Source organism: Buttiauxella sp. BIGb0552, from assembly GCF_004366275.1.
Taxonomy (GTDB): Bacteria; Pseudomonadota; Gammaproteobacteria; order Enterobacterales; family Enterobacteriaceae; genus Buttiauxella; species Buttiauxella gaviniae.
The window spans coordinates 495,096-517,314 of record NZ_SODY01000001.1 but is presented as its reverse complement, the minus strand read 5'-3'; the positions used below and the strand labels follow the sequence as shown (position 1 = coordinate 517,314).

Annotated in this window: 23 protein-coding genes; 15 read left to right on the top strand and 8 right to left on the bottom strand. The window is 44.8% G+C overall.

Features of this window, described 5'->3' with window-relative positions; all coding sequences use genetic code 11:
• The first annotated feature begins 247 nt into the window (after positions 1-247).
• The 6 genes from EDF88_RS02435 to EDF88_RS02415 all read left to right on the top strand — a co-directional run bounded on the left by EDF88_RS02435 (position 248) and on the right by EDF88_RS02415 (position 4,220).
• The gene (locus EDF88_RS02435) at positions 248-838 is read left to right on the top strand and encodes a YSC84-related protein (RefSeq protein WP_134182650.1); all 591 of its coding nucleotides are present in this window, start codon (positions 248-250) and stop codon (positions 836-838) included.
• Between the two features lie 199 nt (positions 839-1,037).
• Positions 1,038-2,204, top strand: coding sequence for a methyl-accepting chemotaxis protein (locus EDF88_RS02430; RefSeq protein WP_064518849.1), 1,167 nt, complete (start codon positions 1,038-1,040; stop codon positions 2,202-2,204).
• Between the two features lie 203 nt (positions 2,205-2,407).
• A complete protein-coding gene (locus EDF88_RS24865; RefSeq protein WP_226812007.1) occupies positions 2,408-2,572 on the top strand; it encodes a YnfU family zinc-binding protein in 165 nt (54 codons plus the stop codon).
• 232 nt (positions 2,573-2,804) lie between these two features.
• Entirely contained in the window at positions 2,805-3,128 is a 324-nt protein-coding gene (locus tag EDF88_RS02425; RefSeq protein WP_134182649.1) for an antibiotic biosynthesis monooxygenase, read from the top strand.
• Positions 3,121-3,513, top strand: a complete 393-nt coding sequence (locus EDF88_RS02420; RefSeq protein ID WP_134183240.1) for an amino acid-binding protein — start codon at positions 3,121-3,123, stop codon at positions 3,511-3,513. The genes EDF88_RS02425 and EDF88_RS02420 overlap by 8 nt, the downstream gene beginning before the upstream one ends.
• On the top strand, positions 3,510-4,220 hold the full coding sequence (locus EDF88_RS02415) for a metalloregulator ArsR/SmtB family transcription factor (protein WP_134182647.1): 711 nt from the start codon (positions 3,510-3,512) through the stop codon (positions 4,218-4,220). Before EDF88_RS02420 ends, EDF88_RS02415 begins: the two co-directional genes overlap by 4 nt.
• A gap of 58 nt (positions 4,221-4,278) precedes the next feature.
• On the opposite strand, the gene EDF88_RS02410 is transcribed toward EDF88_RS02415, so the two are convergent.
• The gene (locus EDF88_RS02410) at positions 4,279-5,121 is read right to left on the bottom strand and encodes an MBL fold metallo-hydrolase (RefSeq protein ID WP_134183238.1); all 843 of its coding nucleotides are present in this window, start codon (positions 5,119-5,121) and stop codon (positions 4,279-4,281) included.
• A gap of 170 nt (positions 5,122-5,291) precedes the next feature.
• Here EDF88_RS02410 and EDF88_RS02405 point away from each other — a divergent pair, with 170 nt between their 5' ends.
• The gene (locus EDF88_RS02405; protein WP_134182645.1) at positions 5,292-6,185 is read left to right on the top strand and encodes a LysR substrate-binding domain-containing protein; all 894 of its coding nucleotides are present in this window, start codon (positions 5,292-5,294) and stop codon (positions 6,183-6,185) included.
• Positions 6,186-6,246: 61 nt separating this feature from the next.
• On the opposite strand, the gene EDF88_RS02400 is transcribed toward EDF88_RS02405, so the two are convergent.
• On the bottom strand, positions 6,247-6,948 hold the full coding sequence (locus EDF88_RS02400; protein WP_134182643.1) for a GNAT family protein: 702 nt from the start codon (positions 6,946-6,948) through the stop codon (positions 6,247-6,249).
• 138 nt (positions 6,949-7,086) lie between these two features.
• Positions 7,087-8,700: an ABC-F family ATP-binding cassette domain-containing protein gene (locus tag EDF88_RS02395; protein WP_134182641.1), complete on the bottom strand. Its 1,614-nt coding sequence runs from the start codon at positions 8,698-8,700 to the stop codon at positions 7,087-7,089.
• Positions 8,701-8,906: 206 nt separating this feature from the next.
• Here EDF88_RS02395 and EDF88_RS02390 point away from each other — a divergent pair, with 206 nt between their 5' ends.
• Together EDF88_RS02390 and EDF88_RS02385 are read left to right on the top strand one after the other, a co-directional pair.
• The gene (locus tag EDF88_RS02390) at positions 8,907-9,377 is read left to right on the top strand and encodes a GNAT family N-acetyltransferase (protein ID WP_134182639.1); all 471 of its coding nucleotides are present in this window, start codon (positions 8,907-8,909) and stop codon (positions 9,375-9,377) included.
• A gap of 119 nt (positions 9,378-9,496) precedes the next feature.
• Positions 9,497-9,859, top strand: a complete 363-nt coding sequence (locus EDF88_RS02385) for a hypothetical protein (RefSeq protein WP_134182637.1) — start codon at positions 9,497-9,499, stop codon at positions 9,857-9,859.
• Between the two features lie 88 nt (positions 9,860-9,947).
• On the opposite strand, the gene arsC is transcribed toward EDF88_RS02385, so the two are convergent.
• From arsC to EDF88_RS02370, 3 genes are all read right to left on the bottom strand, one after another.
• Positions 9,948-10,376, bottom strand: a complete 429-nt coding sequence (gene arsC, locus EDF88_RS02380) for a glutaredoxin-dependent arsenate reductase (protein WP_134182635.1) — start codon at positions 10,374-10,376, stop codon at positions 9,948-9,950.
• 62 nt (positions 10,377-10,438) lie between these two features.
• A complete protein-coding gene (locus EDF88_RS02375) occupies positions 10,439-11,728 on the bottom strand; it encodes an arsenic transporter (RefSeq protein WP_134182633.1) in 1,290 nt (429 codons plus the stop codon).
• Positions 11,729-11,774: 46 nt separating this feature from the next.
• Complete coding sequence (locus EDF88_RS02370; protein ID WP_134182631.1) at positions 11,775-12,095, bottom strand: metalloregulator ArsR/SmtB family transcription factor; 321 nt, start codon at positions 12,093-12,095, stop codon at positions 11,775-11,777.
• Between the two features lie 86 nt (positions 12,096-12,181).
• Here EDF88_RS02370 and arsH point away from each other — a divergent pair, with 86 nt between their 5' ends.
• The 5 genes from arsH to EDF88_RS02345 all read left to right on the top strand — a co-directional run bounded on the left by arsH (position 12,182) and on the right by EDF88_RS02345 (position 18,944).
• The gene (gene arsH / locus EDF88_RS02365) at positions 12,182-12,886 is read left to right on the top strand and encodes an arsenical resistance protein ArsH (protein ID WP_134182629.1); all 705 of its coding nucleotides are present in this window, start codon (positions 12,182-12,184) and stop codon (positions 12,884-12,886) included.
• A 326-nt stretch (positions 12,887-13,212) separates the two neighbouring features.
• Positions 13,213-14,601 (top strand): site-specific integrase, encoded by a 1,389-nt coding sequence (locus EDF88_RS02360; RefSeq protein WP_166671939.1) that lies wholly within the window; start codon positions 13,213-13,215, stop codon positions 14,599-14,601.
• Positions 14,591-16,144 (top strand): site-specific integrase, encoded by a 1,554-nt coding sequence (locus EDF88_RS02355; RefSeq protein WP_134182625.1) that lies wholly within the window; start codon positions 14,591-14,593, stop codon positions 16,142-16,144. The genes EDF88_RS02360 and EDF88_RS02355 overlap by 11 nt, the downstream gene beginning before the upstream one ends.
• On the top strand, positions 16,141-18,513 hold the full coding sequence (locus EDF88_RS02350; protein WP_134182623.1) for a hypothetical protein: 2,373 nt from the start codon (positions 16,141-16,143) through the stop codon (positions 18,511-18,513). Before EDF88_RS02355 ends, EDF88_RS02350 begins: the two co-directional genes overlap by 4 nt.
• Positions 18,513-18,944, top strand: coding sequence for a hypothetical protein (locus EDF88_RS02345; protein WP_134182621.1), 432 nt, complete (start codon positions 18,513-18,515; stop codon positions 18,942-18,944). Before EDF88_RS02350 ends, EDF88_RS02345 begins: the two co-directional genes overlap by 1 nt.
• A gap of 64 nt (positions 18,945-19,008) precedes the next feature.
• On the opposite strand, the gene EDF88_RS02340 is transcribed toward EDF88_RS02345, so the two are convergent.
• Positions 19,009-20,418 carry a DEAD/DEAH box helicase family protein gene (locus tag EDF88_RS02340; protein WP_134182619.1) on the bottom strand — a complete coding sequence of 470 codons (1,410 nt, stop codon included), beginning with the start codon at positions 20,416-20,418 and terminating at the stop codon, positions 19,009-19,011.
• A complete protein-coding gene (locus tag EDF88_RS02335; RefSeq protein ID WP_134182617.1) occupies positions 20,415-20,975 on the bottom strand; it encodes a hypothetical protein in 561 nt (186 codons plus the stop codon). The genes EDF88_RS02340 and EDF88_RS02335 overlap by 4 nt, the downstream gene beginning before the upstream one ends.
• 98 nt (positions 20,976-21,073) lie before the next feature.
• On the opposite strand from EDF88_RS02335, the gene EDF88_RS02330 reads away from it, so the two are divergent.
• Complete coding sequence (locus EDF88_RS02330) at positions 21,074-21,280, top strand: helix-turn-helix transcriptional regulator (protein WP_134182615.1); 207 nt, start codon at positions 21,074-21,076, stop codon at positions 21,278-21,280.
• The last annotated feature ends 939 nt before the right edge of the window (positions 21,281-22,219 follow it).

Genomic DNA, 22,219 nt, shown 5'->3' with positions numbered 1-22,219 from the left:
GTGCGGAATTAATCATACTAAAATTGAAAGCCACGCTATGTGGCTGATTTTTGCGCACACCGCACTGACCTTCAATATCAAAATCATTTCCAGTTAAATCTTGTATAAAAATAAACAAAGAAAATAAAAATCAGCACAAATTAAATAACATGCAACACTGCTGAAACATAAAATCCGCATTCTTATTTTTGGTATTTGGCAACAGAATTTGTTCGTTTTGCCGCCTATTTTTTGAATCAGGATATACATGAAGTACAAAAAGCTAATTCTAATTGCCGCTTTGGCCATTGCAGGTTGTAGCGCAAAGGGCGATACGGCTAGCCAGCAACGAAGTGCCATTCAGCAGATGCGAATTGATACGCTGATGAAACTGTATAAGGTCCACCCTGAAGCCCGCAGTGAGATCCTGAAGTCAAAAGGGTATGCGGTGTTCTCCAATAACAGTAGCAAGATTTTGTTATTTGGGTTTGGCAGTGGATATGGTGTTGTGAAAGACCTCCGGTCAGGGAAAGACACCTATATGAAAATGGCACAGGCCGGGGCAGGATTGGGGATGGGCGTGAAGCAACAGCGAACCGTTCTGGTGTTCAAGGACAGCAAAGCGCTGAGCGATTTTATTAAGAATGGCTATATTGTTGGCGCTGATGCAAATGCCGCGGCCAAATATGACGATAAAGGGTTGCCTGCGTTGGGGGCTTCGGCAAGTGCCGTTGCTCCGGACAGTGTGGCAGTGCCTAAATCAGTCGATGTTTACGAACTCACCGAGAAGGGTCTTGCCGCACAAGCCATGGTTAATGGTTACAAATACTGGCCAGATGACGCTCTGAACAGTAAATAATCTAGAGAAGCTAACGGTACGATGGTGCCGTTTTTTTATAGGGTAATTTTTCAGCTTCAAAAGCAGAAGGGTAAAGAAGTGTAAAAAACTATTTCATTTGCTTATGGCAATACATAGCTTCAATTTCAATTATGCACTGGCTTTTTCATCAATACCGACAATAAATAAAGAACCAGCAAAACATGTTATAGGGTTAGGTATGCTTAACAACTACAGCGTAAGAACCGTTATCCTTGTTTTTATATCTGCCTCTTTTGTCTTTATTGATCTTATGGCATTCCTTCTGGTAGCAAACGTGAGTGTCATCCTCATGTTGAACATCGTCGGCGTTGTATTGATCTCAACCTTATGGTTTTACATGACTAAATATCTTGTGAGGCCGATTAACGAGGTTAAAAGAAATATTGATGAAATCAACTCAGGGAATTTATCAATTTCTATCCGCGAGTTTGGCAATAATTGTGCGGGGAAATTGATTCCAGGGATAAATAGCCTCGCAAAAGAAATATCCAGTCTGGTCATGGATATAAGAAAATCATCCAATTCGGCCAGCATTTTATCCGGCACGCTGGCTAACCAAAGTGCCGAACTCTCAGTCAAAACTGAACAGCAATCGGCCATGCTGATGCAAACAGCATCAAGCATGGAAGAGATTTCAGCGGGGACAAAGAGCAATGCAGAAAACACCCGCCAGTTAAACGATATAACCAATGAAGCCCATAAATCTGCAGGTCATGGGAGTGAGTTGATGCATAAACTCACTGAGAATATGGTATCCATTACTGATTGTTCGAAGAAAATGACCGAAATTATTAGCATTATCGATGGGATAGCGTTTCAGACGAATATCCTGGCGCTTAATGCAGCAGTTGAAGCCGCGCGAGCGGGTGAGCACGGCAAAGGATTTGCAGTGGTGGCGGGTGAAGTCCGGGTGTTAGCTCAAAAAAGCTCTGAGTCTGCCAAAAACATAAAAGCGCTGATTGAAAAAACAAATACCAATGTAATGCAGGGTGCAAAACTTGTATCTGAAGCAGAAAAAAACATGCACGACATCGTTTCAGGCTCAGATGATCTTAACATGCTGATGGAGCATATTTTCATATCTACGAATGAGCAGGAAAAAGGTATTCAACAAATAACCATTGCTTTGTCCGAGCTGGAAAAAGTCACTCTGAGTAATGCTGCAGTCGTTGTGGAACTCGCAGAATCCTCAGATGTTCTAAAAAACCAGGTGGTAGAACTTCAAAAAAGAACCAATAATTTACGCTTGAATGGTGAAGATAAAAACACGATGCCTGTGGCTCCGCTCTTAGTCCCAACGAAGCAGGGAAAACATGCATCAGAAGGTCACTGGCAGACATTTTAAATTATCATAATTTAACGACCTGAACTGCACCCCAACTGTTGGATATTCAACGCATTAAGGTGCAGTTTTTTAATGGTAAATTTTTGATTATATGGCTGCAGATATTTTTATTAATTTAAGATTCAATCGTCTACTGGATAATTTGTGCGCTATTTGATCAGGGCGTGATACGATGAACCTCATTCATTGAAAGGCTAATCCTCATGTCTATATTCGATTATGCAATGAAGCGCTTTAGTAACGCCACAAATGGCACTGTGACATGTCCAATCTGTGGAAATAAAGCCTCTTTTCCCGCCAACAAAATTCGCCAGGGGCAAACATTGCTCTGCCCAAAATGCAAATCACTGTTTGTTGTACCTCGCTAATACTGTTGCCCACAGATCGTAGCGGCTAACGCCAGCAATCCTCATCTTTTATGAAGATTCTCTCTGGCGAATTGCGCCAAAGAACCTGCGCTGAGCTTACAAATCAGCGCACGTAATGGCGATGAAAACCACTGTAACTTCTCCTGAACATTCATACTTCGCTTACCAACGAAGCATCATCTTATTGAATCCCTATAGTAGGCTTCACAAGCGTACATTCAGGAGCAGTATTATGATTGCGGTACTTTTTGAAGCGAATGCCATACCTACACAACAAGAGCGGTATCTACAACTGGCTGCAGAATTAAAGCCAGAGTTGGAGCAAATTGCAGGCTTTATTTCAATTGAGCGCTTTCAAAGTCTGAATACCGTAGGAAAAATCCTGTCGCTGTCATGGTGGGAAAGTGAAGAGTCTGTCGTAGCGTGGAAACAAAACCTAAAACACCAGGCTGCTCAATTTGAAGGGCGGGAATCTATATTTTCTTTTTACAGAATCAGAGTTGCACATGTCCTGCGCGATTATTCATCTGAAAATAGAGATTCTGGCCATGTATGATATTCACGTTATTCTTACCAATACTCCGGGTGCACTGTCATCGCTGGGATCTTTACTCGGCCAAAGTGGGATAGGACTTGAAGGCGGAGGTGTTTTTACCATCGGTGATGAAAGTCATGCTCATTTTCTGGTTGAAGATGGTGAGCTTGCGACACAAGTGCTTAGCGAGGCTGGTCTGAATGTTAAAAATATCACATTGCCATTAATCAGAAAATTAAAACAAGAAAAACCTGGAGAGCTCGGTGAAATTGCCAAGGTCATTGCTCTGAATGGAATTAATATCAATGTACAATATAGCGATCATAATAATCGTTTGATTCTTCTGACCGACAATAACGACCTTGCCGCTAAAGTAACCAAACAATGGGAAGTGACTGCGGAATGAATTTAAAAGTTTCAAAAACTGCTGTTGATGAAACTGACTATCTCGAAACATCCATGTCAGTTGTTGCATCAGCCATTGCTGACCCATCGCGGGTCAGCATTCTTTGTGCGCTAATGGATGGTCGGGCATGGACGGCAACAGAATTAAGTACGGTTGCCAATATCGCCGCATCAACAACAAGCGCGCATCTCGCAAAACTGCTTAATAGTCGCTTAGTTACATGCCTGTCTCAAGGGCGGCATCGTTATTACCGCCTGGCTGGAAGCGATATTGCAGCTCTTCTTGAAACTTTGATGGTGGTATCAGTGCACAGTGGAAAGACGCTTGAGACCAAAACACCGTCACATTTACGTGTTGCCCGGACATGCTACGACCATATGGCCGGAGAAGTTGCTGTTGGAATCTATAACTTCATGTTCAAAGAAGGCTGGTTTTCTCCTGATGGTAATCTGCTTTCGCCGACGGGAACGCTTCAGTTTCAGAATATGGGCGTGCTCATCGATCCAAATAGCAGGCGCAAAAGCTCCTGTGCTTGCCTTGACTGGAGCGAGAGAAGATTTCACCTTGGAGGCGGTGCCGGTGCTGCACTGATGCTGTTCTTTGAACAAAAGGGGTGGATAACTAAAATCGCGGGTTACAGAGAGGTGGTAATTACAGAAAAGGGCAAAGTCGCTTTTTTACGGTTATTCCAGCTCACTGTGAATTGAATAAAACGAAAGTTTCAAAGCATTGATTCCGAGCAATCCTTTGCTCTACAGCAGCCTGTTAGGCTTCAACGTATGCGATACGATACCCATCATTTTCAGGAATAACGTGAGCAAATCCCGGTCTGGCAAAGTGCATTCCTGCAATGAGCCAATTTTCTCGGGCTGCTTGTTCCAGAATTTTTTTCCTGGTCACTTCGGCTTGAACAGGGTCGCAGTCAAACGCAATAGAAACAGCCGGTTGTGCAGATTGAATATGTGGGAAATGGACAATATCTCCCCATATCACCAGGCTTTTATTATCCGACTCAATGCGAAACCCGGTGTGACCTGGCGTGTGACCCGGTAGCCAGACCGGGTGAATACCCTTAGCAATCTCATTCCCATCCAAAAATCTGACACTCTTTTCATAGGCATCCAGCGTTCGGCGCGCCAATGCAAAATTGCGTTGACCACGCTCACTTGCTTGTTTTTGCCAGGTATCATTGCGCCAGTATTTTGCTTCCAGAGCATTAAGATGGATTGTCGCATTCTTAAAAACCGGGCGCCCCTCAATATCGAGCAGGCCGCCAATGTGATCAGGATGACCGTGAGTTAAAAGAAGGGTATCGATTTCTTCTGGGCTACTGCCGGCCGCATAAAGGTTTTCCTTGAGCTTCCCTCCAGCATTATTCAGACCACCTGTACCAGCATCAACCAAAATGGTTCGCCCAGCGCCACGGATAAGATAACAGTTGATGTGAATATTGCCTGGTTCAGCAATCCCGGCATTACGCTGTATTTCACCAGCCTCAGCAATATCAATACCGCACAATAATTCAAGGCTCGCAGACATATTGCCGTCACTCAGGACGGTAACCCGATAATCACCGATTTGATGAGATGCAAAAGATGGATAGCTCATGAACGGTTCCTCTTGAGAGCAAGACAAATTGTGGAGAAGGAATAATCCTTCAACTGACATTTCGTCATGCTACACGCTGTATTATCGCTTCTGAATCGATATTATTTCATCATTCAGTGACATTTTGTCACTGAGGATAAAACCCACCCTCACTTAAAAAGGCAGCGGTTATGCGTAGAAACATCCCCAGTAGCGCTTCGTTGCTGGCTTTTGAAGCCGCAGCAAGACACGGTAATTTTGCCCGTGCGGCAGAAGAACTCTCGCTGACGGAAGGTGCCATCAGCCGTCAAATTGCACGCCTCGAATCGCTACTGAAATGTAAGCTATTTGACCGAACGGGAAGTCGCGTGAAGCTCAATCCTGTCGGGGCGCGCTATGCGCGTCACGTGGGTGAAACGCTTGAGCGCCTGGACCGAGATACTCAATACATAACCGGAATGCCGGAAGGAAACAGAAGTCTGGAGTTAGCTGCGCTGCCGACCTTTGCCAGCCGTTGGCTCATTCCTCGCTTAAGCGGTTTCAGAAAACAGCATCCAGACATCACACTGAATATAGCGGCCAGAATCGATCCATTTATTCTTACTGGTAGTGGCTTTGATGCTGCAGTGCATTTTGATCACCCCGCGTGGGCGGGTATGCGCATGGATTTTCTGTTTAAGGAGAATCTGGTTCCGGTATGTCATCCTGAACTGCTGACAAATACAGATCTTTCCAGCCAGTTGAACGAACTACCGCGAATTCATCGCAGACAAAATCCAGAGGCCTGGTATAGCTACGCTTGTGAAAGTGGAATTGTCCTCGATAACCCGGCTCAAGGGGTCAGATATGACCTTCACGAAATGGCAATCGCAGCGGCGCTGGCAGGGGATGGCGTGGCATTAGTACCGTGGATGTATGTTGAAAAAGATCTCAGCAGCGGGGCACTTGCAGCGCCCTGGCCCAAATCTGAAGTGCTGAGTAAAAGCTTTTGCCTGGTGAAACCAGTAGAGACTGGAATAAATGACGCTGCACTACAGGCTTTCGAGCAATGGCTTAGGGCTGAAATCACTGATAGCGGGCAATAGCGTAATACGATGGAGCAAATATGGCCGCACCAGCGACCATATTGCATCAGTATTGAAAACGTTATGGGTGACTTCGGAAACTTGCAAGTTTGCGCTTTTGCTCTCCGCTGGCTGTGAAATTGCCCGGCGAAAGCCAGCCTGAAAGTGAGCTTTCCACTGTTGGCCATTCAATATCGATAATGGATAACCAGTCCGTGTCACGGTTGCGTTGTTTGCGTGTCATGGCCTGACGGAAGCGTCCTTCAAACTTGAAACCCAGTCTGTCTGCAGCATTTCTGGAAGCCAGATTGAGCGAGTCACAACGCCATGCCACGCGGCGATAGCCCAGAGAAAATGCATTTTTCAGCAACAAAAATATGGCTTCTGTGCCCATGGCGGTTCGTTGCATCTTGGGTGACCAAGTGACATGTCCTATTTCTATCGCACCGTTAACAACATCAATATTGCTAAAGCAGACGACACCAACCGGAAGACCACTGTTTATGTCCACCACGGCCCATGCAACCAGCCCGGGATCGTTAATTTTATTCTCAACCCAAAGCTGCATTTGCTGTAAGCAGGTAGGCTGCTCAGCGCCAAGCCAGGTCCAGTCTCTATCATCAGGCGCCTGTGAGAAGACTTCGAGAAGATCACCGCAATGGCTGGTTTCAAGAGTTAAAAGATTACAGTGATGGCCACTGAGCTGAGCTCGGGCTGGAAAGGGTGCAGGTTGCCAGTCGGGAAGCGGGAAACCCACAGGCTGACCATATTTATTCATATTCAACGATCATTCACCTTTTGCATTGCAAGATTGCGCGATAGCTATTGTGGTAGCGACAAAGAGCGTATTAAAAACATGATGATCGAATCAAGCGTCACACGCTAGATTTCATGCTGATAACCGTTTACTACCCTTAAAATGTTAACACGCCTCAAGTTGCCAGCTACCGTCGGTGATAGATAAGCGTTCTGTTAAGTTCAGGTTCTTCAGGAACGTCTCATCGTGCGAAACAACCACCAATGCCCCTTGATAAGTCCGCAGCATTGTCTCCAGTGCCTGAATAGAAGGCAAATCCAGATGGTTGCTGGGTTCATCGAGCAGCAATAGTTGTGGCACAGGGTCAGCGTACAACACGCACGCCAGCGCTGCTTTCAGTCGTTCACCACCACTCAGGCATCCGTTGGGAATCTGAATTTTGTGAGCATCCAGGCCCAACTGCGCAAGCCGCATGCGCAAATCAGCCTCACTGGCATTGCGGTTGGCTTCACGTATCTGGTCCAGAACTGAACGTTGCGGATCAAGATTGTCGAGATGTTGATTAAGTAGGGTATGACCATGTGGGATACGGAAAGCACCGCTCGATGGCTCAAGTTTGCCTGATAGCACGTTTAATAGTGTCGATTTTCCGCAGCCGTTACGCCCAACGATACCGATGCGTTGCTGGGCGTATATCGACAGGTTCAATGGTGAAGAAAAGGCTGGCACGAAGGGCAGTTGTATCTGATTGAGTTCAAAAACCAGCCGACGCGAAGGAGAGTTAACAGCAAGCGAATGCACAACAATTTCAGCATTATCTTCAACGCGTGTTGCCGCTTCATGCACGCGTTGATCAAGTAATTCCTGAGCTGCGAGATGGAGCTGATTTAATTTCCCGGCCGATGTTTCACTACGCTGCTTTTGCCCGCCCAGCAAAATTTTGGCCTGATTGGCTTCTCGCCCCTGGCGATGACCACGTGATTGCCGCTTCTCAAAGCGTTCCTTCTGATCCTGAAGGTTCTTTTGTTCGCGCTGACGTTCACGTTTTCGCTGTTCCAGCAGCTGAAGTGCGCTTTGTGTTTCTTGCGCTTTTTGCTGAGCGTAAAACGAATAATTGCCGCCATAATTGTTCAAACCGATGGATGACAGCTCAACAATCCGCTGCATCGATTCCAGCAATTCTCGATCATGGCTTACCACCAATAGCCCGGCGGGCCAGCGTTGTAGCTGAGCAATTAATGCAAGACGGTTTGCTCTATCAAGGTGGTTACTGGGCTCATCGAGAATCAAAAAATCGGCCTGAGAAAGCAAGGCCCCTATGAGTGACACTCTCATGGCTTCGCCGCCACTCAACTGGCTGACAGGTGTTGATGGCGCAAGATGCCCCAGTTCGCACCGCTCTAACTCAATGTCCAAACGCTGGCGTATGTCCCACTGCTGGCCGACCAATTCAAAATCTGCCATTGCGATACTACCCATTTCGATGCGCTCAAGTGCGCCAATAATGGATTGAACCCCCGCGAGTTCTGCAACGGTCATTTCTGCCTGATAGTGGGTTTGCTGAGCCAGATAATACGCAACACCGGAACAGTTACATCTGCCCGATGAAGGAGGGATTATCCCGGCAAGAATTTGCGAGAGAACGCTTTTACCCACACCGTTTCGCCCAACAAGACCTGTATGGCGTGAGTCGAAAGATTCATTGAGTTGAGAGAACAGCGATGTGCCGTCAGGTAATACAAAAGATACGCTTTCAAGCGTAATGAATGAATTCGTCATATAACTACTCCATAGATGCCAGAAACTGGCCCGATAATCCGGGACAAGTAAATTGGCCGTCACACAGACGGCAGCATCAATGGCGCATTGGACGAATACCTCTAAAGAAGAAATGATTATGGACATTTTAAATAGGGTATGAAAAAAGTAAAGGTTCGGGTGAAGAGCATGATTTAGGTAAATTCGCGCAAATGGGGAGTGAAGCGATGAAAGTTAGACTGGCAACGCCTGCAGAGGCAGAAGAGTGCTGGAACATCAGAAATCAAGCTATTCGTCATGGATGCCAGAATAGCTACAGCACTGCGGTAATTGCAGCATGGACACCTGAAGATATGCCTGAAAATTACAGAGTGGTTATCGAGACCAATCCATTTTTCGTCGTTGACGGGCAAGACAATCGACCCGTTGCAACAGGTTATCTCGATCTTTCCGAGGGGAGTGTTGAGGCTATTTTTACCTCGCCCGATTATATCGGCAAAGGGTTTGCCGGACTTATTCTGGAAGTGATTAAAGACGAGGCGCGTAAACGTGGCTTTAAACAATTAACATTGTCCTCGACGCCAAATGCGCAATCTTTCTATGAAAAACATGGCTTTATTCTATTACGAGAAAACCTCTATTCTTCTGCGCTTGCTCAGGCAAACCTGCGCTGTATGGACATGTCCATTGAGCTGTAGCCCACCCAATTTTCTCCCTCTCGACTATCCTGACAGATGAGCGTAATGGCTCGTCTTTTCCTCAAAATCTGTCTTGAACTGTTCTGTTTTTTTGCAACGTTTAGTCAGGAGAAAGTTTTATGAATGCAGAAATTAAGGGTGGTATTGATATCGCGATTAAAGTGCCGTCACACCAATACCAGCAGACGCTTGATTTTTATCGTAATGCCATCGGACTTAAGGAAATCACGGATAAATCACCTGCTACCGGATTTGAATTTGGCCCGAACCGTTTGTGGATTGATGAAGCACCAGGTCTGAGCCAGGCTGAGGTCTGGCTTGAAATGTTCACACCCGATTTTAAGTCAGCTGAAACACATATGGAGAAGCGTGGAGTTGTCAGATGTGATGCTGTCGAGCCTTTGCCCGAGGGGTTTAAAGGAGGATGGGTCATGAGTCCCTGCAATATTGTACATATGCTTCGCGAACCAGAAGCATGGTGAACCTTGGAATTCTATTGCCGCACAAACGCAGCAGATAGCCGCTGCAAGATTTAAACCCTGCAGCGGCTAATAGTTCATTTATTGTTCTCTATTTATCGATCTTCTTACCTTGCTCATCAACAACCGGCTCACCATCCTCTTTGCTGAATGCGCCACGTTGCCCATCAGCCAATATATCCAGAACTATCTCTGAAGGCCGACATAGCCGGGTACCCAATGGTGTGACAACAATTGGCCGGTTAATCAGGATTGGGTGCTGCAACATGAAAGCAATCAACTGGTCGTCACTGAATGTGTTGTTTGCCAAACCTAAATGTTCGTAAGGTTCGACATTCTTACGTAATAAAGCACGGACAGAGATCCCCATATCGGTGATTAACTTTCTCAGTTCATCACGGGCTGGCGGCGTTTCCAGATACAGAATAACTGTGGGTTCAGTACCACTATTGCGAATTAATTCCAATGTGTTGCGGGACGTTCCACAAGCGGGATTATGATAAATAGTTACATTGCTCATCGTGATGATCTCTCGTTGAGGCCCATAAAATATTTCTTCCAGGGCCGTACTTTAAACAACAGTTATTGTGCTACTGACAACCGCAGGGCTAATGCCGCAAGCGTGACGAACAACACCGGAATAGTCATGACAATGCCTACTCGGAAGTAATATCCCCAGGTAATCGTTATATTTTTCTGCGACAAAACATGCAGCCATAACAATGTCGCCAGACTGCCAATAGGGGTGATTTTCGGCCCCAGATCGCTACCTATAACATTGGCATAAATCATCGCTTCTTTGATAACACCCGAGGCTACGCTGCCATCAATTGACAGGGCCCCAATCAGAACAGTTGGCATATTGTTCATAACTGATGACAGGAAGGCTGCCAGGAACCCTGTTCCTAATGTCGACACCCACAATCCTTGCTCTGCAAGTTGATTGAGTAGGGCGGAAAGGTAGTGAGTCAGTCCCGCATTGCGCAAACCGTAGACCACCAGGTACATTCCCAGTGAGAAAATCACAATTTGCCAGGGCGCACCACGCAGTACTTTTCCGGTATTAATGGTATGACCAATCTTTGCCACACCAAGCAGAATCAGTGCACCAACGGCGGCGACCAGACTGACTGGTACACCGAGTGGTTCCAGGCCAAAGAACCCAACTAGTAGCAAGAGAAGGACCAACCAACCGGCTTTAAAAGTACTGGCATCCCGGATTGCCTCTTTCGGCTCTTTTAACAGGGATACATCGTAAACGGCGGGGATGTCCTTACGAAAAAACAGGTGCAACATAACCAGTGTTGTTGCAATGGCGACAAGGTTAACCGGCACCATTACGGCTGCGTATTGCGTGAATCCAAGGTTAAAGAAATCCGCCGAAACGATATTCACCAGGTTCGAGACAATCAGCGGCAGACTGGCCGTATCAGCGATAAACCCTGCAGCCATGACAAAGGCTAACGTAGCCCCCCGGCTGAAACCCAGCGCCAGCAGCATCGCAATAACAATCGGAGTCAGGATAAGTGCGGCACCATCATTGGCAAACAGTGCAGCTACCATGGCACCCAGCAAAACAATCCAGGTAAAAAGCAGTCGGCCCCGGCCATTGCCCCAGCGTGCAACATGCAATGCGGCCCATTCAAAGAAACCAGACTCATCCAGCAGTAGGCTGATGATTATCACCGCGATAAAGGTGGCAGTCGCATTCCAGACTATTTGCCACACTATCGGGATATCCCCAAGGTGAACGACGCCTATTAGTAATGCCAGACCAGCACCGAGTATGGCGCTCCAGCCAATCCCAAGACCTTTGGGTTGCCAGATGACCAAAACAAGAGTGAGCAAAAAAATCGCACTCGCCACTAACATTTCAGACTCCATTCATATTTGATTAAGTGAATGTGTTTCTTCGTTATCAACATGAGGATAATGAAGCCGCACTGAGTTTTTTCTGGATGTTATCTCGCTCACTATTCCATGCCGATTCAATAATAGTCGCAGCCCAGGCTGGCATGTGTGGTGACAGGCGATAATGCACCCATTTTCCTTCACGGCGATCGGCGACCAGCTCCGCTTCGCGTAACAGCGCCATGTGGCGGGATATTTTGGGTTGGGATTCTGCTGTTACTGCGCAGATATCACAGACACACAGCTCACCGGACTCCCGGAGTAGCATCACAATGGTCGAACGGGTTTCATCGGCAAGCAGTTTAAAAAGCTGAACAGGCTGTAGCATGTTGAACCTCGCTATGAATTTATGATACATATGTTAAATCATATATGTTGGCTTTTGAAGCTTAGTTTTTAAGATGGAGAAATTTCATGATGCGTTTATCAGCAATCGAACGGGAATGTTTTGATGATGAAATTGCCAGCAAACTGCAAGACGACACCCAAACGATGCCGCGTATTCTGATCCTCTACGGCTCAGTTCGGCAGCGGTCGTACAGCCGGTTTGCAGCCGAAGAAGCAGGGCGTTTACTTAGCGAAATGGGGGCCGAGGTGAAAATCTTTAATCCTTCCGGCCTGCCTTTACCTGATGATGCACCGGAAACCCATCCGAAAGTGCTCGAATTACGGGAACTGGTCAGGTGGTGTGATGGAATGGTGTGGAGTTCTCCGGAAAGACACGGAGCTATGAGTTCAGTGATGAAGGCCCAGATTGACTGGATACCATTGAGCGAAGGCGCTGTTCGTCCGTCACAAGGGAAAACGCTGGCCGTAATGCAGGTTAGCGGCGGTTCGCAGTCATTCAATACGGTAAATCAGATGCGAATACTTGGCCGTTGGATGCGAATGTTCACCATTCCAAATCAGTCATCGGTACCGAAGGCGTGGCAAGAATTTGATGATGAAGGACGTATGAAACCCTCAGCCTGGTATGACCGGATTGTGGATGTCGCAGAAGAACTATTCAAAATAACGTTAATCCTGAAAGGACATACTGCGTATCTGGCCGACCGCTATAGCGAAAGGAAAGAAAGCCATCAGGAGTTGTCCACTAGGGTTAACCAGGAAAAAATCTGAGCACCTTCAAATACTGAAACAAATCGTGGTGGTCAGTCGAACGATGAGATGGCCAGAGTAATTGTATCAGCGCTGGAGAAAGAACTTTCAGAGGCTATCAGCAACCAGGGCAATCAGGTTGATTAATCACTAGATTCTGTCTTAGATGACCTTGGTGCGCATAATGTATATTATGTTAAAAAGCCTACCACGACAAACAACTTCATGTTCTATAGCAACTTCTCACTAAATCAATGCATTAGAGATTTATGACATCCCTCCCGTTTCGTGCATTAAGTACATAGTACATTTACTTCATAGTCATGTTGCTTTAGGGGTTAATTTTTATGTACTCACTTAACCAGTTGGTCATTTACGACCGTAAGCGGCAATGGGTTCTGATGGATACGGAAACCTGTTTGCCATTATGGTATCCCCTCAGGTACCACATTGACCATTTGTCATATCGTTCATTGTCCACGCAGTCTGCTTCGCTACTGGCCGTTAAGTTCTTTTACGAATTCTGGCTATGCAAATATGGCGTCACATTTTGTTATAGCTTCTATTCATCTGGCCATAACCCGTACATTGCCATTGAGGAAATGGCAACATTTTCACACTATCTTGAGAACAGTCGCGTACCCCAATCAAATTTATTGGCATTTAAAGCAATCCCTACTTCCAATGGTTTTACTAACGCAGCGCGATTTCGTGCAGTGATTCAGTTTATTTCTTTTTTGATTAGCACATATATATCACCAGCATATCGTGATGATTCCCCCAAAGCTTTATCACATTTGGCTTCACGTTTACATGCACGATTGCGTCTTTGTCGAGAAAACTATCGAGCATTGACACCCGGGAATAAATCGCAACACAACCAGTGCTTTCAAGGATTTCAGAGCATGACCAGTGAGATGGTTGTCAGTCTATACAACATTATTGCTCCTTGCGCTGCCCGAAAACATAACCCGTTAAACCCCTTTCCCTCTGGGCATATTCAGTTTCGCAACTTTCTGATTGTGCGGCTATTATTGAATTATGGATTACGAATAGGTGAATTGTTACTGCTCGAATGCAGTTCTATAAAATCAAATATAAAAGGGGATAAATTTAGCCTGATCGTCACAACAGTTGAGGAAGGATACGACCCAAGGAAAAATGCCCCTTCTCTTAAGAATGTATGGGCAAATCGGGTATTAGAACTTGATAAGCAGGATTATTACTTTCTGAATATTTATATAGAAAAAATACGGGCTGAAAGTGATAATCACGATTTTATATTTACGTCGAGTCAGGGTGTAGGAAAACCATTGTCCTATACGACTATTAATTCTATTTTTTCGAAAATCGATGATGTATTTACTAGCAACTATCCTGAGTACAAATCACAGTTCTATTTTGATGCGCTACAACGATTAACACCACATGTAACCCGGCATACTTGGGCTTACCTGACTTTGCAAAGGATATATCATTTAAGGTATTTAAAGAGTAAATCAACAAGAAAGCACCTAACTGTTGATCTCCCTATCACAGGATTAATGGAAGAAGCTAAAGATGAATTGCGCTTAATGGGCGGATGGAGTCCGAAAAGCCAAATGCCGAACCTTTATGCAAAGCGATTTCTATCTGAGCAGGCCAACTTAGCAAATATCCAACGTATTGCTCAAGATAATGTCGAACTGAATCAAGTGTTAAATAATATTTTGGATGAGTATAGTGATGAAATTTAATAAAAATGAATTTGTTCCTGAAAATAGAATTTCGATTTACCCTCCAGAATTAGTTCAATCCATTCTTGCTCTTGAAATTCCTGAACGCATTTATCTTAAAACTGCAATGGAATTTGATGATAGGCACATAATAAATGCAATCAATAAATGGGCTTTCGATTACTCTGGGAGTCGTCGTTATTTGTGTTTTAATCAGGATGATGTGTCAAATAAGTTAACAAAGTATTTTTGCTTCAAATATGCATCTACGAAATTTCCGACCCATCTTCCATTACTACTTTGTGATTGGAAGAATGCAATCGATTACTGTAGAAAAAATGGCGGTTTTTCTCTTCCTGTACTCCGAAGTTATCTGGAAAGAAACAACATCGACTCTAGAAGCTATTACTCAGTTTTATTCGGCCTAAAAATCCTCTGCGCAGAAACATTCCCAGGTTTTACTCTTGATGACTACGAAGACCTTGAGTTCATTCCTCGCCCGTATTCAAACCACCAAGGTATCTACCAAGAAATAGACAACGTCCTGGATCCACTAGAAAAAAACATGATCAGCAAAGGTCTGTTCGAAATGGCCAAAGCTATCTCCAGAGGCAACAACTATGATCTGAAAGTCCTTCGTAATGCCTCCATCCTAGGTCTGAGCTACGTAACAGGCGCCCGCCCGGTGCAACTAGCCAGATTGGCTGCTGGCGACATACGTATCGATACACGTAATCCCAAAACAGGCCTGATTCGCTATAGCCTCCTTTTGCCCTACGCGAAGCAAAGACGAGTCACAATTGGACGGCTATTTTTGGCAATTCCGCCAGAAATTGGCGAGCTAATAATGCACTATATCAGGCGTGCACAACTTCAATCAGGCAGCAAACTTTTTGAGATGGGCTGTTCTGCGCCGATGTTCGTTTCTCAATCCATCAATCAGGCAATCCTGAGCTTTAGCCCTCTGGACTATCAGACCGCCGTCACGCTTGGCGAAGCCGCCCTTCCTATATTGACACCAACCGACATGCGCCACAACGTTGGTCATTCGCTGGCCATGCAAGGTGCTAGTGCCGAAGAGATTGCGCATATTCTTGGTCATACATCTTTGGTCGTAGCTAAGTACTACATTCTGGCAACACCCGCGTTAGCACTGATTCGGGCCAAAGCGCTCGGCGTCAACCCTGTGTGGCAAAACATGGTGGCGATGATGTTGACTGGAGAAGTAACTCCTTCTGAGCAGTGGCAAGGCCGACGCGTGGTGGGTATGGTTGGCGACCAACTGCACTACGAGATTGGAGGTTGCACCAGAAAAGAAAGCGAATGCCCGTTCAGCGAAGTGCGTTGCTGCTATGGCTGTCTGTATTATCGGCCCTTCACCGATGGTGACCACCAGGCAGTGCTGGAAAGCGTTAATAAAGAAGTTGATGAACTGATTGCCATTTCCGACAGTGTAGGTGATGCCCGAAATCCTCTGATTTCAGTCCATGAAATTACTCAATTTGAGATCCAGTCTGTGATGACTCGTTGTCGTATACATCAGAGCAATAAAGGTGAAAAATGAAAACAAACTTTGAGTATTTTTGGACCTTCATTACCGAACAAAAGGCTTGGTTTGAGCAGCATCTAGCTGCTGATTTTGCTGAGTCATGGGATGGTCCAACCTGGACTTGTGGTAGTAAAGGGTCAGGGTGGCTACGCGGGAATGGTAAATCGACACTACGTTTCGATGAAATTAGTCGTTTAAAAGGAATTGTGGAACGCCATGCTGTGGCGGAACCGTATCAACTGTTCATGAAAGCCATGCTGGTAGTTGTCTATCGAGGTAGAAATAACAGCATCTCTCCAGCCGTTGCTATGGCGACTTTGGTAATATTAAAACGTTGGTATTGCTCATTAATTGAGTTGACCGGGCAGACGCATCCTCTCTATCTGACCACTAATGTCATATCCAGGGCGATGGAAGTGCTCACTGCTGCCTCCAAACCTGGAGACACGAATACAGATAATTACAAGGGGCGTTGTGTCACCCTGCAAAAACTTGTGAATCATCACGCCTTCACACTGGTAACGCTGCAATATGTTTTTGATGGACAGTATACCAGTCCGGTCAATCTTACTCGCAAAGTTCGGGAAATGATGGATCTAAAAAAGCAAGATCGGCTTGATGATACGACGACTAATGGCGAAGAAGCACTGATAACTATTCGGGGTTTCCTTAATATTGTTTCACTAATCCAGCGGGTAGAAAGCGACTCTGAAAAGATTGCGCTGAATTGCTTGATATTACTAATTATCACGGGCTTCCGCTCAATCGAGGCCTTTAACCTCAGGAAGGATGCCTTGATCAAGCGTCAAATAGATGACCCGGCAATACGTAGTCGGCTACAGGATAAGGGATTGCCAGATTATTTCTTGGGTATTCGCTATGTTGGAGTCAAGGGTGCAGGCGAACGTACACATTGGGTCGAACCTTTGGCGGTTCCACTCGTCGAGAGTATATTTAGTACGGTTAAACTGCTGACCTCGCCAATGCGCAACCATCTCATCAACCTACGGTCAAAAAAATTTACTGATTATCTACCCCAGTCTATCAGCAATTTGCATGGCGAAATGGTTGAATTAGATGACGTTGTTACTCATATTGCCCAAACAACTTCGAACTTTCGGGGACGTGCTGGTCTACGTGACAAAGCATCCAAGGCGTTAGCGAAACAAGGCATCCTACCAACACAACAAATACCTGGGCCGAGGAATAGCAAAGCAATCTATTTTTCCAAAACCGATCTTAGTCATTACCTTAAAAACGAATTTGACATCATTGCTACATGCGAGCCTTGTACACATGCTTGGGAGGAGAATGGTAAACATTATGAGGTTAAATACGAAGATTCGTTGTTTCTATACGCCAAAGGTTCACTGTCACTTCGGCGTACTCTGGTATTGAAGGCCACTCCGCTGCCACTTGATAACAGAGTGATGAACAAGTTTCTTGGTAATGTGACTAGTGATTGTTCGGTGTTTAGTAAATACCAGCTACTGGAAGATGATGGTCACCCTACTCGTCTTCGCACTCATATTCCCCGACATAATATCAACACTTTTCTCGCAATCGCGGAAATCTCCGACCACTTACAAGCCATGTTGATGGGGCGCGTGGATATTTCTCAAAATCAACACTATCAGCATCTTGCCCTCCGCGAGAGAAGAAAAGCAGCATCGCTGATTTCTTTGCAACCAACTTCATCCTCGCTTACCTGCCAAGTGCAGCCCGTCGCTTTGGACATAGATACTCCATTGGCTGTCATGAAACATACCGGTTATATGGCAGTGACTGATGGTTTAAGTCTAGACAACAATATAAAAGCAAACCTACATACATTCGATGACCGTGATGATATTGCAGGGTTTATCGAAGCATCTTTAGATACTGGCTTATTCGAGGATATTGCTGCTGCATTCGAAGAGATCAATCGGAGTGAGGGGCGACAGCAGGCATCTGATATGGTGCAAAGGCATGCTGTACTGCATCCAATGAAGTTAGGCTCTTGTATGCGTGATATTAACCTATGGGGATGCCCTTATCGTATGAAATGTCAGGCATTGAAGTTCTGTGAACACTTTACTCTGACTGGCCGCATAGATGAGTACCCCGCAATTACTGCCAAAAAGCATGCATTGCAACGCGCGAAAAACACAATAGAGCAGTTCGTTACAGATCACCCAGATAGTGAACTTACGCAGTGTGACATTGAAAAAAACTTACTACAACTTGATGTTCTAAATGAACAATTGCGGTGCCGAGCAGACTCACAACAGCTAGTCACTGCGCAGACTATTATGTCCGGAGAGATAAAAGTCGAAGGTGAAATACGCACTCTGGCACAACTTTTTTCCCTTGAACACCAAAAACTAAAACAGGACAAATCCTGATGCGCGGTAAGGAACTAAATACCCAGATTGAACACGAACTGCAACTGATGCTGGTCGAGGGCTTCGATAAGTCCCCTATATCCGCCAAAGCTCTGCACACACGTCTTAAAGCAAAAGGCATTGTGAATGGTGGATTAAGCACCTTGAGCAACCTTGATCGAAAACGCTTGATTGCAGCATATACCGATCAACAGCTCTCGCCACTGAATCTGCGGCCTAAAGAAAAGCAGCAATATGTCAATCGTAAGACACGTCAGGCTTTACTTGGCCGGAATCAACAGTTGCAAGACGAAAACACAGAGCTTCGCGAGCAACTAGCTCAGAATACAATGTCACTGATTGAAATAGTCAAGGCGGTAAAAATCAACACGGTTATCTCAGTGGAAAGCCTTCTGGCACCACATGTCATACGTGAGTTAGTGAAGCGATAATGAATTCTAAACCCTACCCAAGCACTAGAATAATTTTATGATAACCCATTTAAAATTATTCTAGTTAAGTCTGAAATGGTGAATCAAACACATTGATCATCTTTTCTTTAAAGCGCCCGAGAAACATCAATACTTCATTGTGAGAATGTTCCGAGAGAGTCAGAGGTGTTGAGTATAAATGGGCGCAACTTACGTCACCGGAAGTGAAGATGAATTGTTGAGATGCTTCATTCTGACGAGTGATATCGGTACTGTTTGCCTTGTTAGTTCCTTGTGATTTAAGGATATCTGGCTGAGAGATTATGTCAAAAATAACCTGGGAATCTGGAATGTCTTCTTTCAAGCGATGAGCAAACTCAGACAATTGGGGTTCAGCAAAAGTATATAGCCAGGCCTCTTGGTTAACCGCATTATTAATTCTTAATATCCGTCCAAGAACTTGGCGGAAATAGAGTTCTGTTTTAACTCTACTTAAATGACAACAAACCTGCAGTCGGGGTATATCAGTGCCCTCACTTACCATCCCCACGCTGACAATCCACTGAGTTGAACTGTATCGAAACTGATCAATTTTTCCGGCGGACATGGGGTCTTTATATGTTACAAGAATTGCAGATTGAAAAAATACTTCCTGTAATATTTGTAAAATAAACATTGCATGTTGAACTGATGACGCAACTATTAACCCACCTGCTTTTGGATTGTCTTCACGAATAGCTATGAGCCGAGAGACAGCCAGAGTGAGTATGTGATTTATAGCCCTGTCGTTGTTGATAACATTCTGATAAGTAATGCTAGAACCACTCAATAGAGCTTGTAGACTGTTGAATGTCTGGTTCGGTGTTTCATCATTAGCCAGAATTAATTGGTCGTTATCGACTAGCACAACATTTGGCAAACGGCAGACATTATCGCGCGTGGCTTCTCTCAGTCCGTAGGAGAAGTTACAGCGAATTAGTCCTTCTGGACCGCTATAACTCGCCATGGCTATCGGTGATTTATCAGAACGCCAAGGTGTTCCCGTTAATGCCAGAGTATATGCCGCATTATCCTGAATATTTAGGATGATTTCCTCACCCCAACTATTTGCATTCTCAATAGAACTTCCAGCGCAATGGTGAATTTCATCAAAAATCACTAGTACACGGTTGAGTTTTAAGATGCTCCAGAAGCTCTGATTAAAAAAAAGCATATTCTGGTAGGTATATGAACATCCTACTGCACCAATAACACCATCAAAACGTGCGTTAAAACGCTGGCTAAATGTATCGTTAATTGATTTTGATACGGAAACAGATGGGGAAAAACATAGAACAAAATCTATTTTACCAGCCTGATACAGTCGATACGCGACTTCTGCTGCCATGTAAGTTTTGCCAGCTCCTGGCGTTGCTAAGCATAAAAAATGACGATCATTTTGGTAAACTCGCAGTGCTTCTTTTACGCAATCTTGCTGCCATTGTCTTAACTTCATAAAGCAGGTGCGCTCTTACAATGAGAAAGTAAATTATTGATAGCTGTGATTTGTCCGATCAACGTCGAACTCTTTTCACGAGCTTTTATGTAGAAGTCTTCAAGTTCCGAACGCATATCAGGTAGCGCTTCAAAAAGAGTTTTATATTCTTCAGTTTCACCAATACTTACCAACAGTGAAATCTGATATTCCTTCAACTGAGATTCAAGATAATTTACTGATCGCTTATCTGAAACGGAATGAATTTTTACAGAGGGTACTGTATCAACTGGTTGGATAGTAACCTCCATACTCTTTGAGTTAATTAAGATGAACTTTGACGTTTTATGAAAGGTAGACTTCTGTGGATTTGAAGAGATCTTTTTTGATAGCTCTCCTCTTTCGACCATGGCCCGAAGTGTTCTGTAGATCGCTTTACGGTCAGTTGTAACAAGTTTTGCTTCGTCGCTTTGCTGTAACAACTTTTCTATTAGCGAGTTGACTGTAAAACCATCAAAACCTTGGTTCGAAAGTACGAGTTGTATCTGAAAGTAGTTTCTGTGTTTCAGTTGGGGCATTAGTCTCTCAACATTAAAAAAACAATACAAAAACGGATTATAATCCGTGGAGTTAAAAGCCGCAAATTTGGATAGTCTTTGTCTTTAAAGAGATAAAGATGAGTGACTTAACCGTCCTTTTCGGCAAAAAACTGAGAGCCAAGCGAAAAAACTTGGGGATTTCACAGGAAAAGCTAGCTTTGCTTACTGATATCGACAGGAGCTATGTGGGAAGAATAGAGCGTGGTGAGGTAAACATAACCCTTGAGAAACTTTACCAGTTTGCTGAGGTACTCAATTGTGATGCCAAAGATCTATTGCCTTAACATTATGAATAAAATGGATTTTTTTGATAATTCAGATCTAAAAAAAAGAGGCTCATGAATGGGTGAAATATCTGGCAACACGAACACTTTCTGACAGACCAACCCGTGTTTTTTGTTTAATGCATGGATCATGGCTATAGCCTCCCTGACCAGGTCACATTGGCTTAGTGCGCAATGAACTAACAATTGGACACCCATTCTGCAAATTGCCTATCAGTCGTGGCTAACCTCGAGGTGTGTGAATCACCACGGGGCACGCCAAGTCCATGCCGCTCCGTAGATAAGACTCGTCGCGATAGCTGCATAATACGGCTCACACGGTTCTTTCGCAGGATTTCCGCTTTCATTCAGATCACCGTGAACCCGACGGTTGTAGTGGTCGGCTGATTACTGCTCATAACAGTCAGATTTGCACTTTCCCTCACGCACATCACGTAGGTCCCACAACCGTGTGACTTTTCCTAGACTCCACCGAACCCTCAAAGTCGTGCTCGTAGTTGAAGACGAGACTAGCAGCGTGTCTTACATTGATGAGGGTGATTCCTCCATTGCCAGCAACGTCCAACTGCTTCAATGGATCCGCAATAACACATACTTTGTCGTTTTACGTTTCAGTTGAGCAATCAGGCTCTCTAATTTTTCAGTTGGGATCATGCCCTCTGCTTTGACATCAAACCCCAAGACCACAATATGAGAACTGGCGGAGACATCGGCTCACTGAGCGCCCATCCGTTTATCACGCCTTTTACTTTTTCTTCAGTCCCAGCCTAAAACATCCCTACCTTATTGATTTTACTATTTAAACCAAATTATCATGAATTTCTGCTATCGGTGCCCAACCGAGGATCAGAACATCATATTTACCCAATTTGGATAATAGCCATCGAAAGAATAGAACCATTAAGTTGATCAAAGGCACCAGCTTATCGTCAGTGACTG